At 42.6% G+C, this 22,527-nt stretch carries 18 protein-coding genes; 11 read left to right on the top strand and 7 right to left on the bottom strand.

All coding sequences use genetic code 11. The features are described from left to right. The first annotated feature begins 345 nt into the window (after positions 1 to 345). Positions 346 to 1,602, top strand: a complete 1,257-nt coding sequence (locus DI53_RS12875) for an MFS transporter (RefSeq protein WP_037500161.1) — start codon at positions 346 to 348, stop codon at positions 1,600 to 1,602. A 138-nt stretch (positions 1,603 to 1,740) separates the two neighbouring features. Here DI53_RS12875 and smc read toward each other — a convergent pair whose 3' ends face one another. From smc to DI53_RS12895, 4 genes are all read right to left on the bottom strand, one after another. Beyond that, positions 1,741 to 5,283: a chromosome segregation protein SMC gene (gene smc, locus DI53_RS12880; RefSeq protein ID WP_037500164.1), complete on the bottom strand. Its 3,543-nt coding sequence runs from the start codon at positions 5,281 to 5,283 to the stop codon at positions 1,741 to 1,743. A 224-nt stretch (positions 5,284 to 5,507) separates the two neighbouring features. Further along, entirely contained in the window at positions 5,508 to 6,215 is a 708-nt protein-coding gene (locus DI53_RS12885) for a DUF4397 domain-containing protein (protein WP_037500166.1), read from the bottom strand. Positions 6,216 to 6,308: 93 nt separating this feature from the next. Then, a complete protein-coding gene (locus DI53_RS12890; RefSeq protein ID WP_037500169.1) occupies positions 6,309 to 7,409 on the bottom strand; it encodes a DMT family transporter in 1,101 nt (366 codons plus the stop codon). A gap of 1 nt (position 7,410) precedes the next feature. Beyond that, positions 7,411 to 7,890, bottom strand: coding sequence for an Lrp/AsnC family transcriptional regulator (locus DI53_RS12895; protein WP_037500171.1), 480 nt, complete (start codon positions 7,888 to 7,890; stop codon positions 7,411 to 7,413). Between the two features lie 188 nt (positions 7,891 to 8,078). Between DI53_RS12895 and DI53_RS12900 the strand changes: the two genes are divergently transcribed. Together DI53_RS12900 and DI53_RS12905 are read left to right on the top strand one after the other, a co-directional pair. Continuing rightward, positions 8,079 to 11,045, top strand: a complete 2,967-nt coding sequence (locus DI53_RS12900) for an FAD-binding and (Fe-S)-binding domain-containing protein (protein ID WP_081939451.1) — start codon at positions 8,079 to 8,081, stop codon at positions 11,043 to 11,045. A 51-nt stretch (positions 11,046 to 11,096) separates the two neighbouring features. Continuing rightward, on the top strand, positions 11,097 to 11,735 hold the full coding sequence (locus DI53_RS12905) for a hypothetical protein (protein WP_052072392.1): 639 nt from the start codon (positions 11,097 to 11,099) through the stop codon (positions 11,733 to 11,735). Positions 11,736 to 11,789: 54 nt separating this feature from the next. On the opposite strand, the gene DI53_RS20350 is transcribed toward DI53_RS12905, so the two are convergent. Beyond that, a complete protein-coding gene (locus tag DI53_RS20350) occupies positions 11,790 to 11,927 on the bottom strand; it encodes a hypothetical protein (protein ID WP_157836776.1) in 138 nt (45 codons plus the stop codon). A gap of 261 nt (positions 11,928 to 12,188) precedes the next feature. Here DI53_RS20350 and DI53_RS12910 point away from each other — a divergent pair, with 261 nt between their 5' ends. From DI53_RS12910 to DI53_RS12925, 4 genes are read left to right on the top strand one after another with little or no spacing between them, the layout of a single operon-like run. Next, positions 12,189 to 13,076, top strand: a complete 888-nt coding sequence (locus tag DI53_RS12910; protein WP_037500174.1) for a hypothetical protein — start codon at positions 12,189 to 12,191, stop codon at positions 13,074 to 13,076. A 26-nt stretch (positions 13,077 to 13,102) separates the two neighbouring features. After that, positions 13,103 to 13,915, top strand: coding sequence for an alpha/beta hydrolase (locus DI53_RS12915; protein ID WP_037500177.1), 813 nt, complete (start codon positions 13,103 to 13,105; stop codon positions 13,913 to 13,915). 10 nt (positions 13,916 to 13,925) lie between these two features. Then, positions 13,926 to 16,241, top strand: a complete 2,316-nt coding sequence (locus DI53_RS12920) for a TonB-dependent receptor (RefSeq protein ID WP_037500179.1) — start codon at positions 13,926 to 13,928, stop codon at positions 16,239 to 16,241. A 10-nt stretch (positions 16,242 to 16,251) separates the two neighbouring features. Beyond that, positions 16,252 to 17,052, top strand: a complete 801-nt coding sequence (locus tag DI53_RS12925; protein ID WP_052072393.1) for a DUF4249 domain-containing protein — start codon at positions 16,252 to 16,254, stop codon at positions 17,050 to 17,052. Positions 17,053 to 17,058: 6 nt separating this feature from the next. Here the strand turns inward: DI53_RS12925 and DI53_RS12930 are convergent, their stop codons facing one another. After that, the gene (locus DI53_RS12930) at positions 17,059 to 17,706 is read right to left on the bottom strand and encodes a polysaccharide deacetylase family protein (RefSeq protein WP_338056450.1); all 648 of its coding nucleotides are present in this window, start codon (positions 17,704 to 17,706) and stop codon (positions 17,059 to 17,061) included. Positions 17,707 to 17,737: 31 nt separating this feature from the next. Between DI53_RS12930 and DI53_RS12935 the strand changes: the two genes are divergently transcribed. From DI53_RS12935 to DI53_RS12950, 4 genes are read left to right on the top strand one after another with little or no spacing between them, the layout of a single operon-like run. After that, positions 17,738 to 19,102: a TolC family protein gene (locus tag DI53_RS12935; RefSeq protein WP_037500183.1), complete on the top strand. Its 1,365-nt coding sequence runs from the start codon at positions 17,738 to 17,740 to the stop codon at positions 19,100 to 19,102. Positions 19,103 to 19,114: 12 nt separating this feature from the next. Further along, positions 19,115 to 20,431: an efflux RND transporter periplasmic adaptor subunit gene (locus DI53_RS12940; RefSeq protein WP_037500186.1), complete on the top strand. Its 1,317-nt coding sequence runs from the start codon at positions 19,115 to 19,117 to the stop codon at positions 20,429 to 20,431. Positions 20,432 to 20,458: 27 nt separating this feature from the next. After that, on the top strand, positions 20,459 to 21,361 hold the full coding sequence (locus tag DI53_RS12945) for a ComEA family DNA-binding protein (protein ID WP_037500189.1): 903 nt from the start codon (positions 20,459 to 20,461) through the stop codon (positions 21,359 to 21,361). Positions 21,362 to 21,367: 6 nt separating this feature from the next. Further along, positions 21,368 to 21,898, top strand: coding sequence for an adenine phosphoribosyltransferase (locus DI53_RS12950; protein WP_037500192.1), 531 nt, complete (start codon positions 21,368 to 21,370; stop codon positions 21,896 to 21,898). A 94-nt stretch (positions 21,899 to 21,992) separates the two neighbouring features. Here DI53_RS12950 and DI53_RS12955 read toward each other — a convergent pair whose 3' ends face one another. Next, the gene (locus tag DI53_RS12955) at positions 21,993 to 22,514 is read right to left on the bottom strand and encodes a hypothetical protein (RefSeq protein WP_131555268.1); all 522 of its coding nucleotides are present in this window, start codon (positions 22,512 to 22,514) and stop codon (positions 21,993 to 21,995) included. Between the last annotated feature and the right edge of the window lie 13 nt (positions 22,515 to 22,527).

Consider the following 22,527-nt stretch of genomic DNA (forward strand, 5'->3'; position numbering starts at 1 on the left):
TATTTTTAAATATTTGAATATAAGCTATTTAATAAATTTTTTCATCAAAAAATCTTTACTTAAAATGTGTTCGAAAGGCTGTCTTTGATGTTTGTATTTAGTAGCAGCATACAATCCTATTACCGTAAAATCACTTCCCTTTTGCATTCCTCGTATTTTCTTATACCTTTGTGTATCATGAAGTTCACATCTTTATACAGGATTTTAACTATTCGCATCAGAATAGCGTAAGTGCTAGGTTCCAGACCTAGCGTTCCGGTGGCGGATAAACGGTTTCTCGTTTATTCATAATGTATATTTTTATTTCACAAAGCTTATTACAAAAGAGCTTCAACAATTTATTTTATGAAAGAGAATTGGAAGAAGAAATTCTTATTTATATGGGTAGGGCAGTTCGTATCCCTCATCAGCAGCTCTGCAGTGAATTTTGCTATTATCATTTGGCTAAGTATAGTGCATGGATCTGCTGAGGTACTGGCCTTTAGTGCGATAGCTGCTATGCTCCCCGGCGCAATTATAGGGCCTTTTGCCGGTGTATATATCGATCGCTGGGATCGTAAAAAGACGATGATGCTGGCTGATACATTCGTGGCGGCCTGTACGCTGGTCATGTCCATCAGTTTTTACATGGGGCATGAAAGTTTGCTTCTTATTTACGTCATGTTAGGATTGCGCTCGGTGGGATCGGCGTTTCATATGCCGGCCATGCAAGCTGCCATTCCTATGATTGCGCCCGAATCGGAGTTGTTGCGTATTGCAGGTATCAATCAGACCATACAATCGATATCATCTATTGCTGGACCGGCGTTGGGCGCTTTGGCGATCTCGCTCATGTCTATAGGCAATGTGCTTCTTTTGGACATCGGCGGCGCTATTATCGCGGTAAGTTCGTTGCTTCTTATACATATCCCAAATCCAAAGATCGCAGAGAAAGCACGGGCTAGCTTTGCGCAGGTATGGGGCGATTTGCATGCGGGTTTTCAGGAAATCATCCACAATAAAGGGCTGATGTGGCTTTTTCTGTTCTCGACGATTGTGACCTTTTGCATTATGCCTATCGCTGTGCTTTTCCCCTTGCTTACCCTAAATCATTTCCACGGTGGCAAGTGGGAAATGAGCATTATCGAGATGATGTGGGGCGTAGGCATGCTCGTTGGTGGCGGGTTGATCGGGATATTTAAACCCTCGTTTTCTAAAGTACTGTTGATCAACTGCACCTACATTTTATTGGGGTTTTCTTTAGGTCTGTCTGGATCTTTATCATCCAATGCATTTTATATTTTTGTCGGACTAACCATCATCGGTGGAGTTGCCGCGGCCGTCTACAACGCATGTTTCATGACGGTGCTGCAAGAAGAGGTACGGCCAGAACTTATGGGACGAGTGTTTTCCTTATATTTCAGTATTGCTATCATTCCTACGGTATTGGGACTATTGGGGACAGGCTGGGCAGCGGATGCATTTGGTGTAAATTACCTTTTTATAGCATTAGGATGTGTAATTATATTGATTGGCGTATTTTCATTCTTTAACCCATCTTTATTGCGGTTAGGCAAAATTAAGAAGGAGAGGGACGCCAATCCATCTGAGGAGCTGTTGTAAAGAAATACGCAGAGGACGCATCTGGTTTTTGCCTAAGCTGCATTTCTACAAACAATAGATCGCTTCGTGGTCGCTTCGCTTGTGACGACGAAGCGATCTTGTTTGTTAGAAAGCCTTCTTCTTCTCCTTATCCCTTACTTAAGCAACGTCCCGTAAATCAACGGCGACAACGCGAGAAACACCCTGTTCTACCATGGTGACGCCGTAAATAATATCGGTACTTGCGATCGTGCGTTTATTATGCGATACAATGATGAACTGTGAGTTCGCCGAGAAATCCCGTATGATGTTATTGAATTTATCGATGTTGGTGTCGTCAAGTGGAGCGTCAACTTCATCAAAAATACAAAACGGCGCGGGTTTCAATAGGTAAAGCGAAAAAAGCAAAGCCGTGGCAGTGAGCGTCTTTTCGCCTCCTGACAATTGGTTGATTGATAGCGGGCGTTTTCCTTTCGGACGAGCAATAATATCGATGTCCGATTCGAGCGGATTATTGGGGTCAGTCAAAACCATATCGCAAGAGTCTTCTTGATTGAAGAGTGAGCGAAAGACATGAATGAAGTTTTCACGCACGGTATTAAACGCATGCATAAACTTATCATTAGCCGTTTGGTCGATTTCGTTGATGGTAGCCATTAATGAGGCTTTTGCTTCCAATAGATCATCCTTCTCTTTGGTTATAAACGTGTGACGAGCACTCATCTCATCATACGCTTCTTTGGCCATTGGATTTATTGAACCATAACCGTCCAATTGTTTTTTTAACCTATCGCATAATGCCACAAGTTCTTGCTGGGATAATTGTATTTCAGGAGCCTCCGCTTCTAAAAGCGTTTGCAAATCAATATTAAATTCAACCGATAATCTTTCTTTCAAACTGTTCAGCTCGATCTGCAGGGCTGTTTTTTTGTCTTTTAATTCCGTCAACAGGAAATCATTCTGGTCTTTGCGACGGCGAGATTGAACAATATCTTCTTCTAGATCAATTACCACTTTCCGTGCTCCGTAGAAATCTTCTTCAATTTCTTGCAGACCTTTCTCTAATGATTCTTTCTGTGCATACATAGCAACTAAATCTTCATCATCGTTATCTGTGAAGGTAGCAGCCGCTTTGATATCAATCTTTACCTGCTCATATTCTTCGCTGTTCTTTTGGATACGCACGTCAAACGTTTCTTGTTGGCTCTCCCGGTATTCCACATCTTTTTGCAGGCTGGAAACTTTGTTTTGCTGCTGATGGTACCTGATGTTTTCCTGATTGAAAACAGTGGACTTTTCGTTCAGCACATCCGATATTTCACTATGTGCTTCCTGCAATTCGAGCAGCTGCTGTTGATGGCTTTGCTGTTGAGCTTTAAGCGTTTGCAGTTGCGGTTCTGCGTGCTGAAGATCCGTATTTATTGTTGCAATCCGGTTTTCGATATCCTCTTTACGGTTTTGGCTATTCGTAATAAAAGCCTGATATTGTTCCTGCTTCGTCTTTACAGATATTAGCTCATTGTGCAGACGATTCAGCATATTGCGTAGTTCATCTATCGTGTCTCTCCGAGACGAGATGCGCATTGTAGCTAATTGATCAATGCCATCTGCTTCGCGCTGCTGCAAAGTCTCGATTTGTTGGTTAAGCTCTTTAATCTCCTTGCTTAGGTTTTCTAAATTTTTGGCGCGACCGATACGCTTCCCTTCAAACAGACCGACGGATCCGCCGCTTAGACCCAATAAGTTTTTAGAAAATTTACCTTCCGGATGCAAAACCACAATATCTTCCCTAGGTAGTTCCTGCTGAAGCGAATCGGCGGCATCTGGCTTCAATAAAAATACATGCTGAAGTAAATGCTTACATAGCTCAGCATACTTGTTATCTACCTTGATTACGTCAAGTGCAGGCGTTAACTGATCAGATGCGCCTACTATCTGTTTCGTGTCAAGGCGTTGAATAGCATCTAGCACAAAGAAGTTTGCACGGCCGCGAGAAGCGTCACTTAGCAACTGAATAGCCTGTACGGCTTCTTGTTGGTTTTCTACCACATAATGGTTCATGATAGGCTCCAAGTAGTTCTCTATTGCTACGCGGTAATCCTCTTGGCAAAACAGGATATCAGAAAACAGGGGATACGACTTTTTCCAGCCGGCGTTTTTCCTCAGGAATTTGATGGATTCCGGAAAGCCTTCCAAATTGTCAACCAGCGATTTGGTCAGGTTATATTCGTTTTGTTTCGCATCAACCAAACGCGATTCGCGGTTGATCTGGTTTCGTGTTTCATTCAGCTCTTGTTCAATAGCCTGCATATTTCTTTGCAACTCCTCTTCCGTTTGAAGAGCCTCGTCGTATTGCTGCTGCTGCTGTTCTACACGTTCCTCCAAGTCAGTGACTGCACTGTTAAATTCCGATAGCTCTTCTTCCTTGCTACTGGCATCCGACACGGTGCGCAAAGACTCCTGCTGTAGGGCGTCTTTTTGGATGTTTAACACAGCCACATCTTTTTCCAGTTTATAGATGTCGTTTTGCAACGTAGCAGTCTGTGCATTGAAGGCATCTAATTTGCTTCTAGAAGATACCTGCTGCGCGCGTAACTCTTCCACTTCGGTTTTATCTTTTTCAATAGCTGCTTGGAAAGTGTCCAAAGTCGATTGTTCCTGAAAAAGTTCTTCGTGAAGGCGCTTTAAGGTTTGCGAGACATGTTCAAATTGCCCTTTGTCGTTATTGAGCTCAGCCGTTAGTCGCGCCTCTTTGTCTTGTAAATGGCGTAATTGCTCATTTTTTATCTTTTTGTCTGACTCGTAGGAACGAATCTTATTGACATATTCATTTGTGCTTTTTTGCTGCGTGGCGAGATTTTTTTCCTTTGCTAAAATCTCCTCACGCAAAGCCTTCAGTTGCTTTTCGCTACCTTCTATGGTATCAGTCGTCTCTTGAATCAGCCTTTGCTGTGTTTTTTCCTGTTCGGTTATATGTTCAAGGTCGCTGCTGAAGCTATCGAGGCGGTAATAGGCAAGTCCAACGCTAGCCTCGCGGTATTCATCCTTTAGCTGAAAGTATTTATCAGCCTTTTTGGCTTGTGCTTCAAGCTGCTTGAGGTTTTTATTGATCTCGTATAGGAGATCATCTACGCGAGAAAGATCACCTTCCGTATCTTTCAGCTTTGCTAATGTTTGCTTTTTACGAACCTTATATTTCGATATACCCGAAGCTTCTTCAAATAGGTTGCGTCGTGAGTTCTCTTTGTTGTTGATGATCTCGTCGATCATCTTCAGTTCGATAATAGCATAGGAATCTGCCCCCAAGCCCGTATCTAAAAATAGATCCGTAATATCTTTCAATCGACATTTCACGTCATTTAACCGATACTCACTATCTCCATTACGGTATAGTTTACGGGTAATTGTTACGGTAGAGAATTCGGTCGGCAGTAGGTTATTGTTGTTTTCGAAAGTCAGCGAAACTTCAGCGAGGTTTGCCGGTTTGCGGTTTGCCGTTCCATTGAAAATGATGTTTTCCATCTTTTCCGATCGTAGCATGCGTGTGCTTTGCTCGCCCATAACCCAGCGAATAGCGTCTACGACATTAGATTTTCCACAACCATTTGGCCCCACAATGGCGGTTACCCCTTCATTAAAATTGATGGTGATCTTATCGCCAAAGCTTTTAAAGCCTTTGATCTCTAATTTTGTTAATTGCATATACGGCCTAATTATTCGAGAAAATTGAGGACGAAAATACAGATTTTTAAACAGAACTAAAACTATGCGCCCTAATCTTCAGGAATTTTGCTCACGCTCTTCTTTGATAGCAAGCAGCACGTAGCTTTCATAGGGCCGAACAGATGTAGCGAAAAAAGCCGTGGGATGCAAAAAAGCTCCGATCTTGTTGTATCGGAGCTCTTAGGAGTTCAATGGAATGCTGATTAATGATAGACTACGCCTAGATAAAGTGGGGAGTTACCACCGCTAGCGTTACCTGTTAAAAAAATACTATAGTAATATCCTTTTCTAAGTGTGTAATTATCCCTTCTAGCTATCTCGTTGCCGCTTGCATCCATTACCCTGAGATTAATCGATCCACTTGCTGTTGGTTGAAACAGTTGATGCTGCACCGCTGATGCGCCTGTCTCCATCGGCCGATTTGCAAAGGCAGCCGTATCGGCATTGCCTACAACTAAGTTAACATTGCCCTCAATATTGGCCAAATTAAAGAAGCGGATTCCTGTGTTTTCACCTAAATTTTGAATGGTTCGATCCTGCGTCATTGCAAATCGTGGATTTGTAGCGGTACCATATATAAAGGTAGAGTAGGCCGAACTGTCGCGTATATTAAGTACGGTATCAATAAGTGGGCTATTGCCGGAGGGAGCGGTAATAGTCAATTTCCTTTCACCAGTGAAGACACCCCATGCTGGACGGAGATACGATTTGTATTGCAATGGGAATGGGCTATTCTGTGCGTGTAGATCGAAGGATAAGAAGTCATTCTCCGGATAAGCATTGATGAAGGTCATGTAAGCTGCCGGAGTTGCCGGGCCGTCATAATACCCATCATTATCTTTTAAACAACTGCTAAAGATAAATAGGCTGAAGAATAGGCAAATCAGTGATTGTAAAGATATTGTTTTCATGCGTCGTGTGTTTTAGAAGTAATACGCTGCATGGTAAGAATTTGCTACACAGGATTCAAAAAAATCTGAAAAGGAAGATAAGACCTCCCCATCTTATTCGTTTCGATTGCCTTTCTTCTCGTGCTTATCATTGAAATTTGCAATTTCGATGATACGTGGTATACTACTTTTCGGAGCCATCTCGCGTAGCTTTTTTATGCGTTTGGCTCGTTTGTAGGCCTTGAATTTCTTGTTGTCGCGATAGAGGTTCCAATTCATGAGCAAGACACTGCAGAGCACAACGACGAGCCCCATAATTTGTAAGCTTGTTACATGATGGCTGGTGAAGTAATGCGCTAGGACAAGGGCTACGATAGGGTTGATGTAAGCATACGTGCTTACCTCAGTTGCTGGGCGATGCTGCAATAACCAAATATAGCTGCCAAATGCTAAGATAGATCCCATTGTTGCTAGATAGGCCATGGCGCCCCAATCGACAGGGGTTACTGCAGAAACATCAAAACGGGCATATTCGCCGCTTAAAAGCGCTACAATTGTAAATGCAATACCGGCAGAAACCATTTGCCAGGCTGTTTTCACCATCACATGTAGGTCTTCCGCTTCACCCTTCCGCTCCCGATCCTGTTTTTCTTTGCTATACTTGGAAATTAATGACCCTACGGTCCAGCCTATTGTGCCTAACATAAGAACGATCATCGCGATCAATTTCATATCCTTATTTTGCCCGACAGCGTCATCGTTAAAAAGTTGCTCGGCAAAGAGCATAACTACGCCAATGAATCCAAATACTAAACCAATGACAATAGGTGGACTGGAAAAATTTTGCTTCCATTTAGGTTTGTCGAAGATAATAAACCAAATAGCGGCAGCAGAGGATAAAATAGTAACAATGGCGCTTGATATATATTGCTCTGACCAGATAATGGCCGCCATATCAACGAACAGCAGAAGAAAACCAATAAAGAGGGCATCTTTAACGACGGACTTGATATACAATTTGTATCCCCGCAGCCAGCAAAAACTCATTAACATAGAGCCGGCAATAAAAAAGCGTATAGAGCCCAGTACGAATGGGCTAAAGCTTCGCAACGCCTTTTCGATAAAGAAAAAGGTAGATCCCCAAACAATATAAACCACCAGGTAGGCAAATACTATGCTCGCTGCTGCTGGTGTTCCTTGGCCCTCTTTTGTCATGCTATTTCTTGGTTGGAATAACCAGTTTTTGTTCTTCTTTTACTGTTTCTAATACAATGGTTGTGCGGGTCGATATAATGCCTTCTATTTTTCCTAAAGAATTCCGCATAAGATCAACCAAGCCTGCGGCGTCATTTGTACGCACCTTAACAAGGTACCCATCGTCTCCGGCAATATCATGCACCTCTTGTACTTCTGGAATCTCCGCAAGCAAAAAGCCTACTTTCTGTACACCTATAATGTCCTGCGCCTTGATAAATATAAATGACAACATTTTCTGATCCAGCGCATCAGGATTGATCTTAGCGTTGTACTGTAAAATAATATCCTTCTGCTCTAGCTTTTTGACACGCTCTAAAATAGCAGAGGGAGCCATACCCAACTCCCGGGCAATATCGGCGTTATTGGTGCGCGCATTGTCTTGCATAATACGCAGAATCTGATAGTCGATCTGGTCTAAGTTATATTCAAGTTTTGCCATAATGCTGCAAAGGTAAACACAAAAGAATTATATTCAAAACAAACTGCTATTTTTTGAATATAATTCATGATTATGACAAAATTATAGAATATTTAGGTTTATTAGTGCTGGGGATAACGCGGAAATTTGTTTGCTTGTTTGTGCGTTTTTTAATCTTATTCTTGAGTAAAGACTTAAATGGTTCGTGAATGAACCAACAATTAGCTAAATTTGCTTTCCATAAAATTACTGAAAACGTGCAAACAATCGATAAGCTCCGTGAACTTTCTTTCAAATTGGAAGGTGAACTATTTTATGATCCCAATCTTCCGAAGCATCAAACTATGCGGTTGGCCTATGCGACCGACGCATCGGTATACCAAGAGGTGCCGGTAGCCGTGGCCATTCCAAAAAGCAAAGAAGATCTAAAGAAGCTTATACAATTTGCGCGTGATACAAAAATTACGCTTATCCCACGCACTGCGGGCACATCGTTAGCGGGGCAGGTTGTCGGCGCTGGCATTGTGGTCGATGTTTCGCGATCTTTCAATCGTATTTTGGAATTAAATGTGGAAGAAAATTGGGTAAGGGTAGAGCCGGGTGTTATTCGAGACGATCTCAATAGCTATCTTAAGCCTTATGGATTGATGTTTGGGCCGGAAACAAGTACGGCAAGTCGGGCCATGATTGGCGGAATGATTGGTAATAATTCATCAGGGCTACATTCTATCGTATGGGGGGACACCCGTCAGAATCTCATAGCAGCAACCGTACTACTGGACGATGCTTCTGAAGCGATATTTGAGGAGCTGGACGAGTTGCAGTTATTTCAAAAGCTATCTGCTCAATCACGCGAGGGAGATGTATATCGGACAGTAAACGACCTGGTCAGTAAACCTGAAAATATCGCCGCGATAAACGCAGGCTACCCTAAAAAAAGCCTTACCCGTCGCAATACCGGTTATGCGTTAGATCTATTGGCAAATACAGATAAACCCTTTAATCTTTGCCAGATTCTGGCAGGTTCGGAAGGAACATTAGCACTAGTTACCGAGGCTAAATTGCAGCTCATGCCTTTACCTCCACAAGAGGTCGGGCTGCTATGTATACATTTTATGGATATGGTAGAATGTATGCAGGGCAATGTAGTTGCCTTATCACACCAGCCTGAAGCATCCGAGCTAGTCGATAAGTATATTTTGGATTTCACGGTAGGTCATCCTACTTACCAACATAATCGTTTTTTTATTACAGGTGATCCGCAAGCGCTTCTCATTGTAGAATTTAGGGCGGATGAGCTAGAAGCCCTACACATTAAAGCGGATGCGTTGATAAGTGATCTGCAACAACAGGGACTCGGATACGCTTATCCATTTGTGACCGGCAGCTCGGCCACCAACTTGGTTTGGGATGTACGAAAAGCTGGTCTGGGTTTGATCCGGAATTTGCCCGGTGACGAACAGCCGGTAAACTTGATTGAGGATTGCGCCGTCTCTCCAGAAGATTTGCCGTCCTACGTTGCCGATGTTCAATCGTTACTTCGCGAAGAGGGTGTACATGCGTCTTATTATGCACATGCCGGGGCTGGTGAATTGCATATAGAGCCTTTCATTAATTTAAAATCAGCCGATGGAAAGCGAAAATTTCGAACCATTTTGGATCGAACGACTGATTTGGTATTAAAATATAACGGATCGCTAAGTGGCGAGCACGGCGATGGGCGGCTACGCGGCGAATTCATCGGTAAGGTTCTTGGTCAGCAGGTTTACTCGTTATTGCAGCAAACGAAAAGACTTTTTGATCCAGACGGCGTCTTCAATGCCCATAAGATTGTTGATACGCCGCCTATGGATAGTGCTTTAAGGTACGACACGGTGACTGATGCGAGCGCCATTCCTACTTATTTTGATTTTACCAAAGAAGAAAGCATACTCCGTTTGGCAGAAAAATGTTCTGGATCTGGCGATTGCAGAAAAAGTGAAATCACTGGAGGAACGATGTGTCCATCCTTTATGGCGACACGTGATGAGAAAGATACCACGCGTGCAAGAGCAAATATGCTACGGCAATTTCTGACAAACTCCACAAAAAAGAACCGTTTTGATCATCAGGAAATCAAGGAGGTAATGGATTTGTGCCTGAGTTGCAAGGCTTGCAAAAGCGAATGTCCCTCTAGTGTAGACGTTGCGAAGATGAAAGCCGAGTTTTTACAGCATTACTATGATGTTCATGGCGCGTCGTTTCGCTCCTCCTTAATAGCAAATTTTACCAAGAGCCAACAGCTGGGTTCATATGTTGCACCCCTTTATAATTTCTTGGTAGAGTCGCCTGTATTTTCAAAAATCATAAAACGTGTTGCCGGCTTCGCTCCGGATAGGTCATTGCCTACGGTGCATTATACGACTTTGTCTCGTTGGATCCATAAGCAGCCGTCCAAACCTAACAAAAGAAAAGTATACTTGTTTAGCGACGAATTTACGGAGTATAATGATACCGCTGTTGGGATTACCGCGTATAAACTTTTAACGCAGCTTGGTTACGAGGTTACTGTACCTAAGCATGTGGAAAGTGGCCGCACATATTTATCTAAGGGCTTTGTTAAAAAAGCGCAAAAGATCGCTAATAGAAACGTGGATTTGCTTCGGGGCTTGATTTCTGCGGATAGCCCACTACTCGGTATCGAACCTTCAGCGATTATTACCTTTCGCGATGAATACATCGATTTAGTGGATGTGTCCAAACGAGAACAGGCGCGGGGGATTGCTGAAAACGCGTTGATGATTGATGAGTTCCTAATTCGGGAAATTGAGGCCGGACATATTCGAGAAGAGCAATTCACGACAGCGAAAAAGCAAATAAAATTACACGGCCACTGCTACCAAAAGGCATTTCATTTAGTAGGGTATACAGAACGGTTGTTATCCTTTCCGACACATTATGACGTGGAGGTTATCCCGTCGGGATGTTGTGGTATGGCTGGTTCTTTCGGTTACGAAAAAGAGCACTATGACGTGTCTATGCAAGTGGCGGAGTTGGTGCTACTACCTGCGGTTCGCGCCACAGATCAAAACACGATTATTGCAGCCGCAGGGACATCCTGCAGGCACCAAATTAAGGATGGCGCACAGCGTAAATCCTACCATCCGGTGGAAATTCTCTACGATGCTTTGCTGTAGTCATAAAAACAATTGGATAGCTGTGTTGTTATCCATTAAAATAGCTTACGTATGAAAAAAGTATACAGTTACGCGGCTGTTGTCGCGGTGATATCCAGCATCACTATTGGTTGTGGCAATCAATCCGGCAGCGAAACAAAGAAAGACAGTAAAGATTCGGCAGGTGCTGAACTGGGACAGTTTGTTAACACAGATACAGAAAATCCATCGGTATATTTTTACCTTGGGAATACCCAGGAAACGGATACTTCCGTTATGTATACGGCTAAGTCTTTGTATGAAAGCGATACCGTTGGTCTGCAGATCGAAGTGTCAAAAAATATACAAGCAGGGGTGGGCGCCGATGGCAATCCGGATGAAAAGGACGGATTTAAAAAAGGAGTAATTAAGTTTTCCTCTTTAGGAAAGCAATCTGATGCCTTTGTTCAGTCGTTGGGAAAAGTCTATGGGAAACCGGCTGATGGAAAAATGGTAACAACAGCGATAACACCTTTGGTTTTTTCTTCAAACAAGCAGGCTGTGGATCTTTCAAAAAACGGGACATATTCTTTCAAATTGTTTATGGAAAACAAAGTAGGTGCTGAAGCAGAGGTGTTTGCTATTTTGGATCTATATCGTCGACTATTTGAGTTGAAGGCGCGCGATACAACTCAGTTTGACCGTGTACTGTCTTCTTTTAAAGACGAATAGCTTTGCATAAAAACATGTGAATAACGGAGTCGGCCCAATCGTGGTGTCGACTTTTTATTTGTCCTTTTGCGCCTGTTTTTGCTCGATAGTTTTATCACGTACTTTATAGCTATGTGCCGGGTCTTCGGAAAAGTAATAGTTTGACAGCGCTAAAGCAATGCCGGTTACTAGAGAAACAATGAATTTTTGCATGACGTGGATGATGTAGCTGTTAAATTAAGTTTGAAATTATTGAATGCTAGGCTGCCTAAAAAGTCTCTTTAGGTGAATAATTCATATCCATCGGCAAAATGGCCATTTTCCTCGGTGAATGAATTGCGGATTTACGACGCAATGATTCTATGTTACGATGACTTCAATAAAATATTAACTTTTCGGACGTTTGTTTTAATTTTTTTAAACAAGCGAGGCGAGCACATGCGAACTCCGGGAGTTTTTAATTATCTTCATCGCATGATTAGTCGTTTTTTGAGTGTCGTTTTCTTTTCTACCCTTACGTTGTTTGTTCTGGCACAGGATATCGCGGTAGATAGGGAAGTTTTGGGAAAGGTAACAGACAGCAGATTGAATGAATTATCGGGTATTGTGGCCTCCCGCAAAATGCCTAACATGTTTTGGACACACAATGACAGCGGCGATAGCGCACGTATATTTTTGATTGATAGCAAAGCGAAGCTCCGATGTATATTTTCTCTGGAGGGCGTAGATGCGGTTGATGTGGAAGATATCGCATGGTATGAGAAGGATGGAAAATCTTACCTGGTGCTTGCTGATATCGGAGACAATCGCGGGATACGTAAAGATATACAACTCTATATCTTCGAAGAACCGGAATGGCAAGAGGGAAATGCTGTAGCGAAAATTTCGCAGCAAGGGATTAAGCGCATCAATATGCGATACGAAGATAAACCGCGTGATGCGGAAGCTTTGTTTGTGGATCCATTCGACAAAAAAGCTTACCTCATTTCAAAGCGTGATTTAAGGGTAGGCGTTTATCCTATTGATTTTGAAAGTGCGCGGTCGGGTAGCAGTCTGACCTTGAAACGTCGCTTAACATTACCTATGACGTTTATTACTGCAGCAGATGTAGCAGCAGATGGTAGTCGTATTTTAATTAAAAATATTGGTCAGGTATTTCTTTGGGAGCGCCGAAAAGGAATGCCTATACTGGAAGCATTTGCGCAAAATCCATTAACACTGGCGTACCAAGCAGAGCCTCAGGGTGAGGCGATATGTTTCGGCGCCGATAATCATGTTTTTTATACGGTTAGCGAACGCCCTCTTGGTTTAGAAGCGTATCTATACGGCTATAAAATGCAACCCTCATCGTCTTTATACTAACTTCCATATACTTTTACATTCCATCAATGAAGCATATTCTTTTCCTATTTGTAGCCTTCGCGATATCTTTGCAACTTGATGCTGCGCAGGTAGATACGTTATCCGTATTCAGCAAACGGATGGACAAAAACGTCAAAACGGTTGTGATACTACCTGAAGGGAATAAACCCACGGCAACGTTATATCTCTTACATGGTTACTCTGGGAATTACTCCAACTGGGTGAACAATGTTCCACATATTAAGGATCTCGTAGATCATTATGGCTATATGGTGGTTTGTCCGGATGGAGGTTTCGATAGCTGGTATTGGGACACTGCAAATAAAGACTATCAATACGAAACATTTATTACGAAGGAGCTTATTCCTTTTGTAGAAATAAAATACGCTATCGACGGCAAACGAACAAACCGAGGCATCACAGGTTTAAGTATGGGCGGACATGGTGCGCTGTACCTCGCCTTTCGCCATCAAGATCTTTTCGCTTTCGCGGGGAGCACTTCCGGCGGGGTCGATATTAGGCCATTTCCTAATAATTGGAACATGAAAGCACGAATTGGCGCATATCATGAAAACGAAAGAGCTTGGAATGAGCATACCGTTATGGAATTGACACACCTCATTCAGCCCGGCAACCTACAGTTGTTTATTGATTGTGGAACAGAAGATTTTTTCTTTGGGGTGAATAGCAAACTACACGAAAAATTGAATTACCTAAACGTTCCCCACCACTACCTCACGCTGCCGGGAAAGCACGACTGGAAATATTGGTCACGATCTATTGATTTCCAGATGGCCTTTTTCAATCAGTGTTTTCAAGCGAAATTTAATACTAAATAAGTTGGTTGGAATGTTCAAAATAATTTTAGCAGTCATTGGTTTCCTCTGCAGTATGCAGGTTTTCGCGCAACAATTTGTATTGAGCGGCGTATTGCGTGACGGAAATACCGGCGAAACATTGATAGGAGCCGTGGTTTCTGTAGAAAAGGGTGAGCCGGCAACAAGTACCAATGCTTACGGATTTTATTCGTTGGCTTTGCCCGCGGGGAAACATCGGATTTTGATGAGTTATGTGGGGTACGAAACCCGTGTGGAGGAAATTGATCTTTCGGCCAGCAAACGCCTTAATGCAGAACTCAAGCCGCTCGATAACATATTGGATGAAGTTGTGATTTCTGCGAAAAGAAAGGATGGCAACGTGCGCGACGCACAGATGGGCGCGTTTAATATGACCATGGAGGAGATCAAAAATGTACCGGTGCTTTTCGGTGAGAAAGATTTACTCAAGACAATACAGCTTTTACCAGGTGTGCAAAGTGGTGGAGAAGGTACATCTAACTTTTACGTGCGTGGAGGCGGTTCTGATCAAAACCTCATCTTGCTTGATGAAGCAACCGTATACAACGCGTCGCATCTACTCGGCTTTTTTTCCACCTTTAATTCCGATGCTATCAAGGATGTGCAATTGTACAAAGGTGGTATTCCGGCGCAATATGGCGGACGAATATCCTCTGTATTGGATATCTCCATGATGGATGGAAATCAAAAGCGATTCTCTACCGAAGGCGGGATCGGCCTGATTGCTTCGCGCTTAAAAGTAGAAGCACCAATTGTAAAAGATAAAAGTTCGTTCATGCTCAGTGGAAGAAGGACGTACGCGGACATGTTTTTAAAACTCTCCAACGACGACGATGTTAACCAAAGCAAACTTTACTTTTATGATTTAAATGCGAAGCTAAATTTTAAGTTAAATGACCGCAATACCTTGTATTTGTCTGGTTATTTCGGTAAAGATGATTTGGGTTATTCAGATCTATTCAGCTTTGATTGGGGCAATGCTACAGCTACTGTACGCTGGAACCATATATTTAATGATAAATTATTTAGCAACACGTCGTTGATTTACAGTGATTTCACGTATAATGTGCATGTTTCCAGTGACGATACAGATTTTAGTATAGCGTCTAAAATCCGAAATTGGGATCTCAAACAGGATTTTTCTTACTATGCACAATCGAACAGTACAGTTCGTTTCGGTGTTAATATACTTCACCAATCTATTCATCCCGCAGCGCTGAATGCCTCCGAAAGCTCAAACGTGAATTCCATAGCAGTTGATACACGGCAAGGTATTGATTTATCGGCCTATGTTTCTCACGAGTGGAAACCCTTCGACCGCCTTTCGCTCATCTATGGCGCTCGTTTAAACAATTTTATGGTGATGGGGCCCGGAACGTTTTATGATTTTGATGCAGATGGAGAGTCCATCGGAAACACGGAATATGGAAACGAAATAGTAAAACACTACCTAAATATCGAGCCGAGATTCTCCGCTAGTTTTCTACTCGATCAGCGTAGCAGTATTAAAGCGTCTTATAATCGTATCGCGCAGAATTTACACCAACTTACCAATACGACATCGAGCTTGCCTACTGATCAATACGTGGTAAGTAGCCTAAACATAAAACCTCAGATTGCCAACCAAGCTGCGGTAGGCTACTTTCGCAATTTCTTAGACAATGGTTACGAATTTTCAATGGAAGCGTATTATAAATATATGCAAAACCAGATTGACTTTCGGAATGGAGCAGATTTGCAGGCGAACCGTTTTTTAGAGGGCGAACTTCTTTTCGGAATCGGGCGTGCATATGGACTAGAATGGTACTTTAGAAAAAATGTAGGCAAGCTTAACGGATGGATCAGCTATACATTATCACAAAGTGAACGTCGGTTTGATGAGATTGATAACGGAAACTGGTTTAGTGCAAGGCAAGACCGCACGCACGACTTGTCCGTGGTGGGGATGTATGAGTTGTCGAAAAGCTGGACACTAGGAGCGACATTTATTTTTAACACGGGTAATGCTGTAACATTTCCAAGTGGAAAATACGAAGTTGATGGGCAATCGATGTTCTACTACACCGAACGAAACGGCTATCGTATGCCTAATTATCATCGCTTAGATCTTTCAGCTACCTATGAGCCTAACAAAGCGAATAAGCGATTTAATTCCAGTTGGACATTTGGCGTCTACAACGCCTACAACAGGCGCAATGCATACATCATCGATTTTCGAGATAGCGAAACTACGCCAAACGCAACAGAAGCTTATCAAATTGCACTTTTTGGAATTATTCCTTCCGTTACGTGGAACTTTAAATTTTAGACCAAAACACATGAGAACGTATTTTTACCTCTACATCATAGCTTTCTGCGCAGTGTTTGCTTCCTGTGAGGAAGTGATTGATATCGATCTTAATGAAGCTGATCCACGATTAGTGATTGAGGCGCAGCTTTCCGATTTGGGAACCGTGCAACGCATCCGGGTTTCACGAACAGTAGCCTTCACTGAATCTATAAACTCCAGACCTGTGGACGATGCCTCGGTAACTGTTACCGACAATCGGGGCAGAGTCTTTAATTTCGTTTATGAAGAAAATGGATATTACGTCAACAGGAATTTTAGACCGGTAGCCACTCGGAATTATGATCTTTTGGTAAATGTCGAAGGTGAACTTTACGAGTCGTCCTGTCAGATGCCCTCCTACGTTGAAGTAGACTCCGTAGGAATATTAGAAGAAAGTATTTTTGGAGACAACTACTATTTCGCTACTTTTAAATTTCAAGATCCGGCCAATGTCGCCAATTATTATAAGTATGACCTGTCTATAAACAGCGCCACTTTCCGTTTCGCTAGCGCTCTAAATGACAGGTTTAACGATGGACTGTATGTAACACACCAGATATCAGATCAGGACACCGATATAGTTCCTGGTGATAGCATCGTTGTGCGGCGGTATTGCGTCGATAGGAGGGTTTATGAGTATTGGAACGAATTTCAGTCCACCAATCCGGGGACGGCGGCGCCAGGAAATCCAACCTCCAATATTTCAAACAATGCGCTCGGTTATTTTTCAGTTGCTTCTGTCAAGGAATTTGGCCTTCGTGTTCCAGAGATAATCTTGAGAGAGGAGTAGGCATTTTTAATGCTTGGGTTTCAATTTTTCAAATGAAAAGCCTTTCTCAAGAAAGTGCGCAATTGTAAGAGGTAGTGCATATTGCACACGAGGAATGGCTTTCACATTGTCATGGAAGACGATGATCGAACCATTTTTACTGTGTCGGATAACGTTTTGATAGCATTTTTCAGGGCTCAATGTTTGATCAAAATCGCCTGAGAGTACATCCCAGAACACGACCTCAAATTGCAAATAAAGCCGCTTAAGTTGTGATTTTTTTGCCCGCGCATAGGGTGGACGAAATAGGCTTGTTCTGGTTAGCTGCTGGCATTGTTCAATATTTTTAAGGTAGCGTTCGTCCTCAGTATCCCATCCCTTCAAATGATGGTAAGTGTGGTTTCCGACGGCATGGCCCTCGCGAAGAATTCGTTGAAAAATATCGTTATGTTTAATAATGTTTTCACCCACGCAGAAAAACGTTGCCTTAATTTTATGTTTTGCAAGTGTGTTAAGAATAAATGGTGTGACTTCCGGAATTGGCCCATCGTCAAACGTCAGGTATATTTTTTTTTCCTTTCGGGATCGATTAAATGTGACGCTGGGATAAAACCATCGTAAAAAAAAGGGCGCATTCACAAAATACATATTGACAATCTCAGATTTTTGTCTCAAATTTAGGAATCATTTACACTTAAATTACGAAATGATACGAAAATTATCATCCGCTATTTTTCTTTGGCTGATTCTGTTCTGTAACGGGGGGCTAAGCGTTCGCGCGCAGGTCAGCTTGCAACAGGCTATTCAGACCATGCTTGAACGCAATATGCAGATTCGCCAAGCGCAATTCGGTTATGATATCAGCGAACAGAATTTAATACAATCGAAAAAAGAATTATATCCAAACTTATCATTCGGTGCTGATAATACCAATATATATGGATTAACTTTTGACCAAACATCCGGGCAGTTGATTCAGGGCGACGCATGGACAAGCTATGCGAATGCGCAAGTTATTTCTAGCGTTGAGATTTTTAGAGGTTTTCAGAAAGTCAATCAAATACGGGCGAATAAGATACAATTGGCTATAGACGCATCGGAAGTAGATAAGGTGAAGAACGATCTGACACTGTCTGTCATCACTAATTACTTAGAAGCCATAACGAACAATGAGCTTTATGAAGCGGCAAAACAACAGGTACGCTTGTCCAGTGAACAGCTGCGACAAGACAGCATCCAGTTTGCAGTGGGTAACAAAACGATAGCGGATATATCACAGTCTGAAAACCAAGTGGCAACAGATGAACTGAGTATTATGACATCCGAAAATGCCTATGAGCTTTCCATGCTCAATCTCAAGCAACTGATGGAGATGTCGCCAGACACAACATTTGAACTAGAAAAGCCCGATATTGCCGAAATCATGGCTGAATACGCGGTATTATCTTTTGACGATGTATTTCAAAAGGCGTTAACTACACAACCAAACATTGAACAAGCTGGCTATAACATTGCCTTGGCAAAGAAAAATATTGATATCGCTAAAGGAGGGTATTACCCAACGTTAAGTCTATCCGGCTCCTACGGGACAAATTACTCATCGCGAGCGATGACTGCTGGAGAGTTGCCCGGAACATTCGTGTTAAGGCCTTTTTTCGACCAAGTGGATGCCAATAAGTCTTTTCGCGGCGGCGTAGGTCTAACCGTACCTATATTTAACAACGGTCGAATTAAAGCAGACATCAACCGGGCCAAACTAAGTTACTTGCAGGCGCAGACCGCAGATGCAATAGAGCGTAGAAACTTGGAAAGAACGATTGGTCAAGCCATTTTAGATCTTAAGTTTGCTAACAAGCAATATTTCACGTCGCAGGTCGCGTTTAATACGTCGCGCGTGGCCTTCGAAGCCATCAAGGAGCGGTATGATGTCGGAATGGCAAATTCCATCGAGATGTTTACGGCACAGACAAATATGAACAGGGCTGAATTTGATATGATTCGCAGAAAATACGAAATGGTTTTCCGCGGTAAGGTAATCGATTATTACATAGGCAATCCAATTACATTTTAACCATAATTATCCATGACAAAGAAGAAAAGTAAACTTCCTAAAATATTGGTCATTTCAGCTGTCGCTATACTTATCATCGTTGTAGTGGGCAGTAAATTAGGTTGGTTTGGTGATGGCGCTGTGCAACAGGTAGCGGTGGATGCCGTGTCAGAAAAGACGATATCCGAACTTGTTTCGGCGAGTGGGAAGGTACAGCCTGAGTTTGAGGTGAAGTTAAGTTCGGAAGTTTCTGGAGAGATTATCGAGTTGAATGTTCGCGAAGGTGATGTCGTCAAAAAAGGGCAGATCCTGTGCCGGGTAAGACCAGATTTGCTGCAGTCTGGCTACGATCAAGTCGCTGCCATGGTGAGCCAGCAGCAAGCCAATCTAGCGGTATCACAACAAGTGTTGAAGCAGCAAGAAGCTAGCTTCGTAAATTTTGAAGCGACGTATAACCGCAGTTTGGAATTGTTTAATAAACGGGTGATATCAGCTTCGGAGATGGACAAAGCGCGGGCAGACTACGAAGGAGCGCGAGCCACGCTTGAATCCCAACGTCAGCAAGTGGTCGCCGCGCGGTTCGGGGTGAACCAGTCGCAGGCCCAGTTGCAAGAGGCAGGAAACAGCTTATCGCGGACGACAATCTATGCACCTTCTGACGGCATTATTTCATTGCTCTCTATCGAACTGGGGGAGCGCGTAGTAGGAACGGCACAAATGGCAGGAACCGAAATCATGCGGATTGCGAATATGTCGACTATGGAAGTGAACGTAGAGGTAAACGAAAACGACATCAATAGGGTACGCGTAGGCAATACTGCCACCATCGAGGTAGATGCGTTCCAAGGTCGCAAATTTAAAGGTCAAGTAACAGAAATATCCAGCTCTTCAACATCGACTGGTACGACAACAGCGGCTGCTACAACAGCGGAACAGGTTACCAACTTTAATGTGAAGGTACGTATAGAACCTTCTTCCTATGCGGATTTGCGAAACGAAAACAATGAAAGTTCGTCTCCCTTTAAACCAGGTCTTTCAGCTACTGTACAAATACACACGAAGTCCGATAAAGGTCTTATCGTACCTATACAAGCTGTCACGGTGCGTGCGAAGGAAAACGAAGTAGACTCAACCAGCAGTGCTGAGGTGAAAGAATATGTTTTTGTATTGCAGGGCGAAACAGTGAAAATGGTAGAAGTAAAAACAGGGATCCAAGATGATAGTAATATTATCGTGAAGTCGGGATTAAAGGCGGGTGAAGAGGTTGTCTCAAGACCTTTTAATGCAATCTCGAAAATTTTACAGGATGGCACAAAAGTTAAGAAAGTGACAGCAAACGAATTGAAATGACAGACTAACAGCAATTAATGGTAAGGTATGGGGAAACTGAGCGTATTCTTCCGGCTAACACAAAATGAACGCCGTGGCTTCATGGTTTTGTTGTTATTTAGTGTTTCGATATACTACATGCCATTACTTTATCGCTACATATTTCACACCGCGCCGCCTGCTGAGCCGCTGATATCGTGGGTTGACATTGTACCTGATGGCCCGTCCGAACGCCATACAAACGATCTGTTCTTCTCGGAAAAAGAGGCGGAAATAAGCTCCACAGCAGCTCATAAGCTCAGCCCTTTCAATCCTAATAATCTTCCCGCTTCGCAATGGAAAGCAATGGGTTTTTCGGATAAGCAAATTCGGGTCATCAAAAATTATGAAAGCAAAGGTGGACGCTTTTATAAGGCCGAAGATGTGCGGAAGATATATTCTATATCCGCTGCAGAATTCGAGCGTATAGCGCCCTTTTTGCGCTTTGAAGAGTCCAAGATTTCACTACCCCCAACAGCTTCTCCATTATCAACTCCGAAAGTTGTGAAGTATAGCTTGGTGGATATTAACGAAGGTGACTCTGCGGCTTTCGTCGCATTGCGGGGAATAGGTCCGGTGTTATCAAGTCGAATAATTAAATACCGCAATAGTCTAGGCGGTTTTCATAGCATTGAGCAACTTGCGGAGGTTTATGGACTGCCTGCCGAAACCTTCGAAAAGATTCAAGGGCAGCTGCTGTTAACAGCAAATTCCATTAAGCAATTATCAGTAAACACAGCTACCGAAGCAGAGCTGGCGGCTCATCCCTACATCGGCAAACGTCATGCTACCCGCATCGTTCGTTACAGAAGCCAGCATGGATCGTTTACATCCCTTCAGGATCTGACACATATTTATACCTTAGATAGTATATTTTTACGTAAAATTGAGCCATATTTGAAATTCAATTGAAAAAATATGGTAGTTGATCAACTTAAGTCTGCGATTCGGGATATCCCGGATTTTCCTAAACCCGGTATAGTATTTAAAGACATTACGCCGGTATTGCAAAATCAAGAACTTTGCACGGCAATCGTAGACGAATTTGTCAATCGTTTGAAAGGGTTAGAAATTGATGCTATCGCGGGAGTGGAGAGCAGAGGCTTTTTATTCGGAATGATGCTAGCAAACAAGTTAGACATTCCTTTTATTCCTATCCGTAAACAAGGTAAGCTTCCTTTTAAAACTATCGCTGAATCCTATAAATTGGAATACGGGCAGGCAACAATTGAAATTCATGAAGATGCTTTTACTGCGGGAAGCCGGATTTTGATTCATGATGATTTGCTGGCTACGGGAGGAACCGTTGTTGCTGCATCAAAGCTTATTGAAAAATTAGAAGGCGTTATTGTGGGCTACGCGTTTGTTATCAGTCTCGACTTTTTGCACAGCTTAGGTAGGCTAACCCGCTTCAGCGACAATATCATTGCGCTGGCGAGGTACGAATAAGTTAGTTTGATGGGCGAGTGTTATCACTCTTTTAATAGAGAAACGATAATCAGTCATTATCAAAAAGACTATCGTTTCTTTAGCTCCTTTTGTTTTAAGGGAGGAAGGTGCTTTCAATTTGATATCGCCTATCGCCCAAAAGCAGCACAGATTGATTTTTGTCTAAACTATAGGCACTATCTGCTTGATATTTTAAAACTTCCTTAGTTTGGTAAAGGGAGTTTTTGATGGTTCGCTCGATTACAAAGGACTTTGGTTTGTTATCTGCAGTAAATGTGATCTCAACTTTTGATACATCGATTTTAGGATCGGTTGCTGTATAAGTGATTTTTCCTGCTGTACTGTCTTTTTTTAAAATACCCGAATAAGCCGGCTTATTAAGATCGACAGTTGAAAAGCTAGCGAGCTCATCCGTCCAGTTACTAATTTTTATCGTTTTCGTTTCCGATAGACTATCCTTTACAACAGTTTTCTTTACGGTTGGAAGTGATTGGTTCAATCGCGAAATTTCGCTTTTGAAGTAAGCTGGGATATCAAACCTTTCTTCTTTGTTTTGCGCAGCTGAATCGGGTGCTTCATTGCACGAAAAGAACAAAGCAGCAAGGGCACTTGCCATTGCTGCTTTATAT

Source organism: Sphingobacterium deserti (assembly GCF_000757725.1).
GTDB classification, from domain to species: domain Bacteria; phylum Bacteroidota; class Bacteroidia; order Sphingobacteriales; family Sphingobacteriaceae; genus Sphingobacterium; species Sphingobacterium deserti.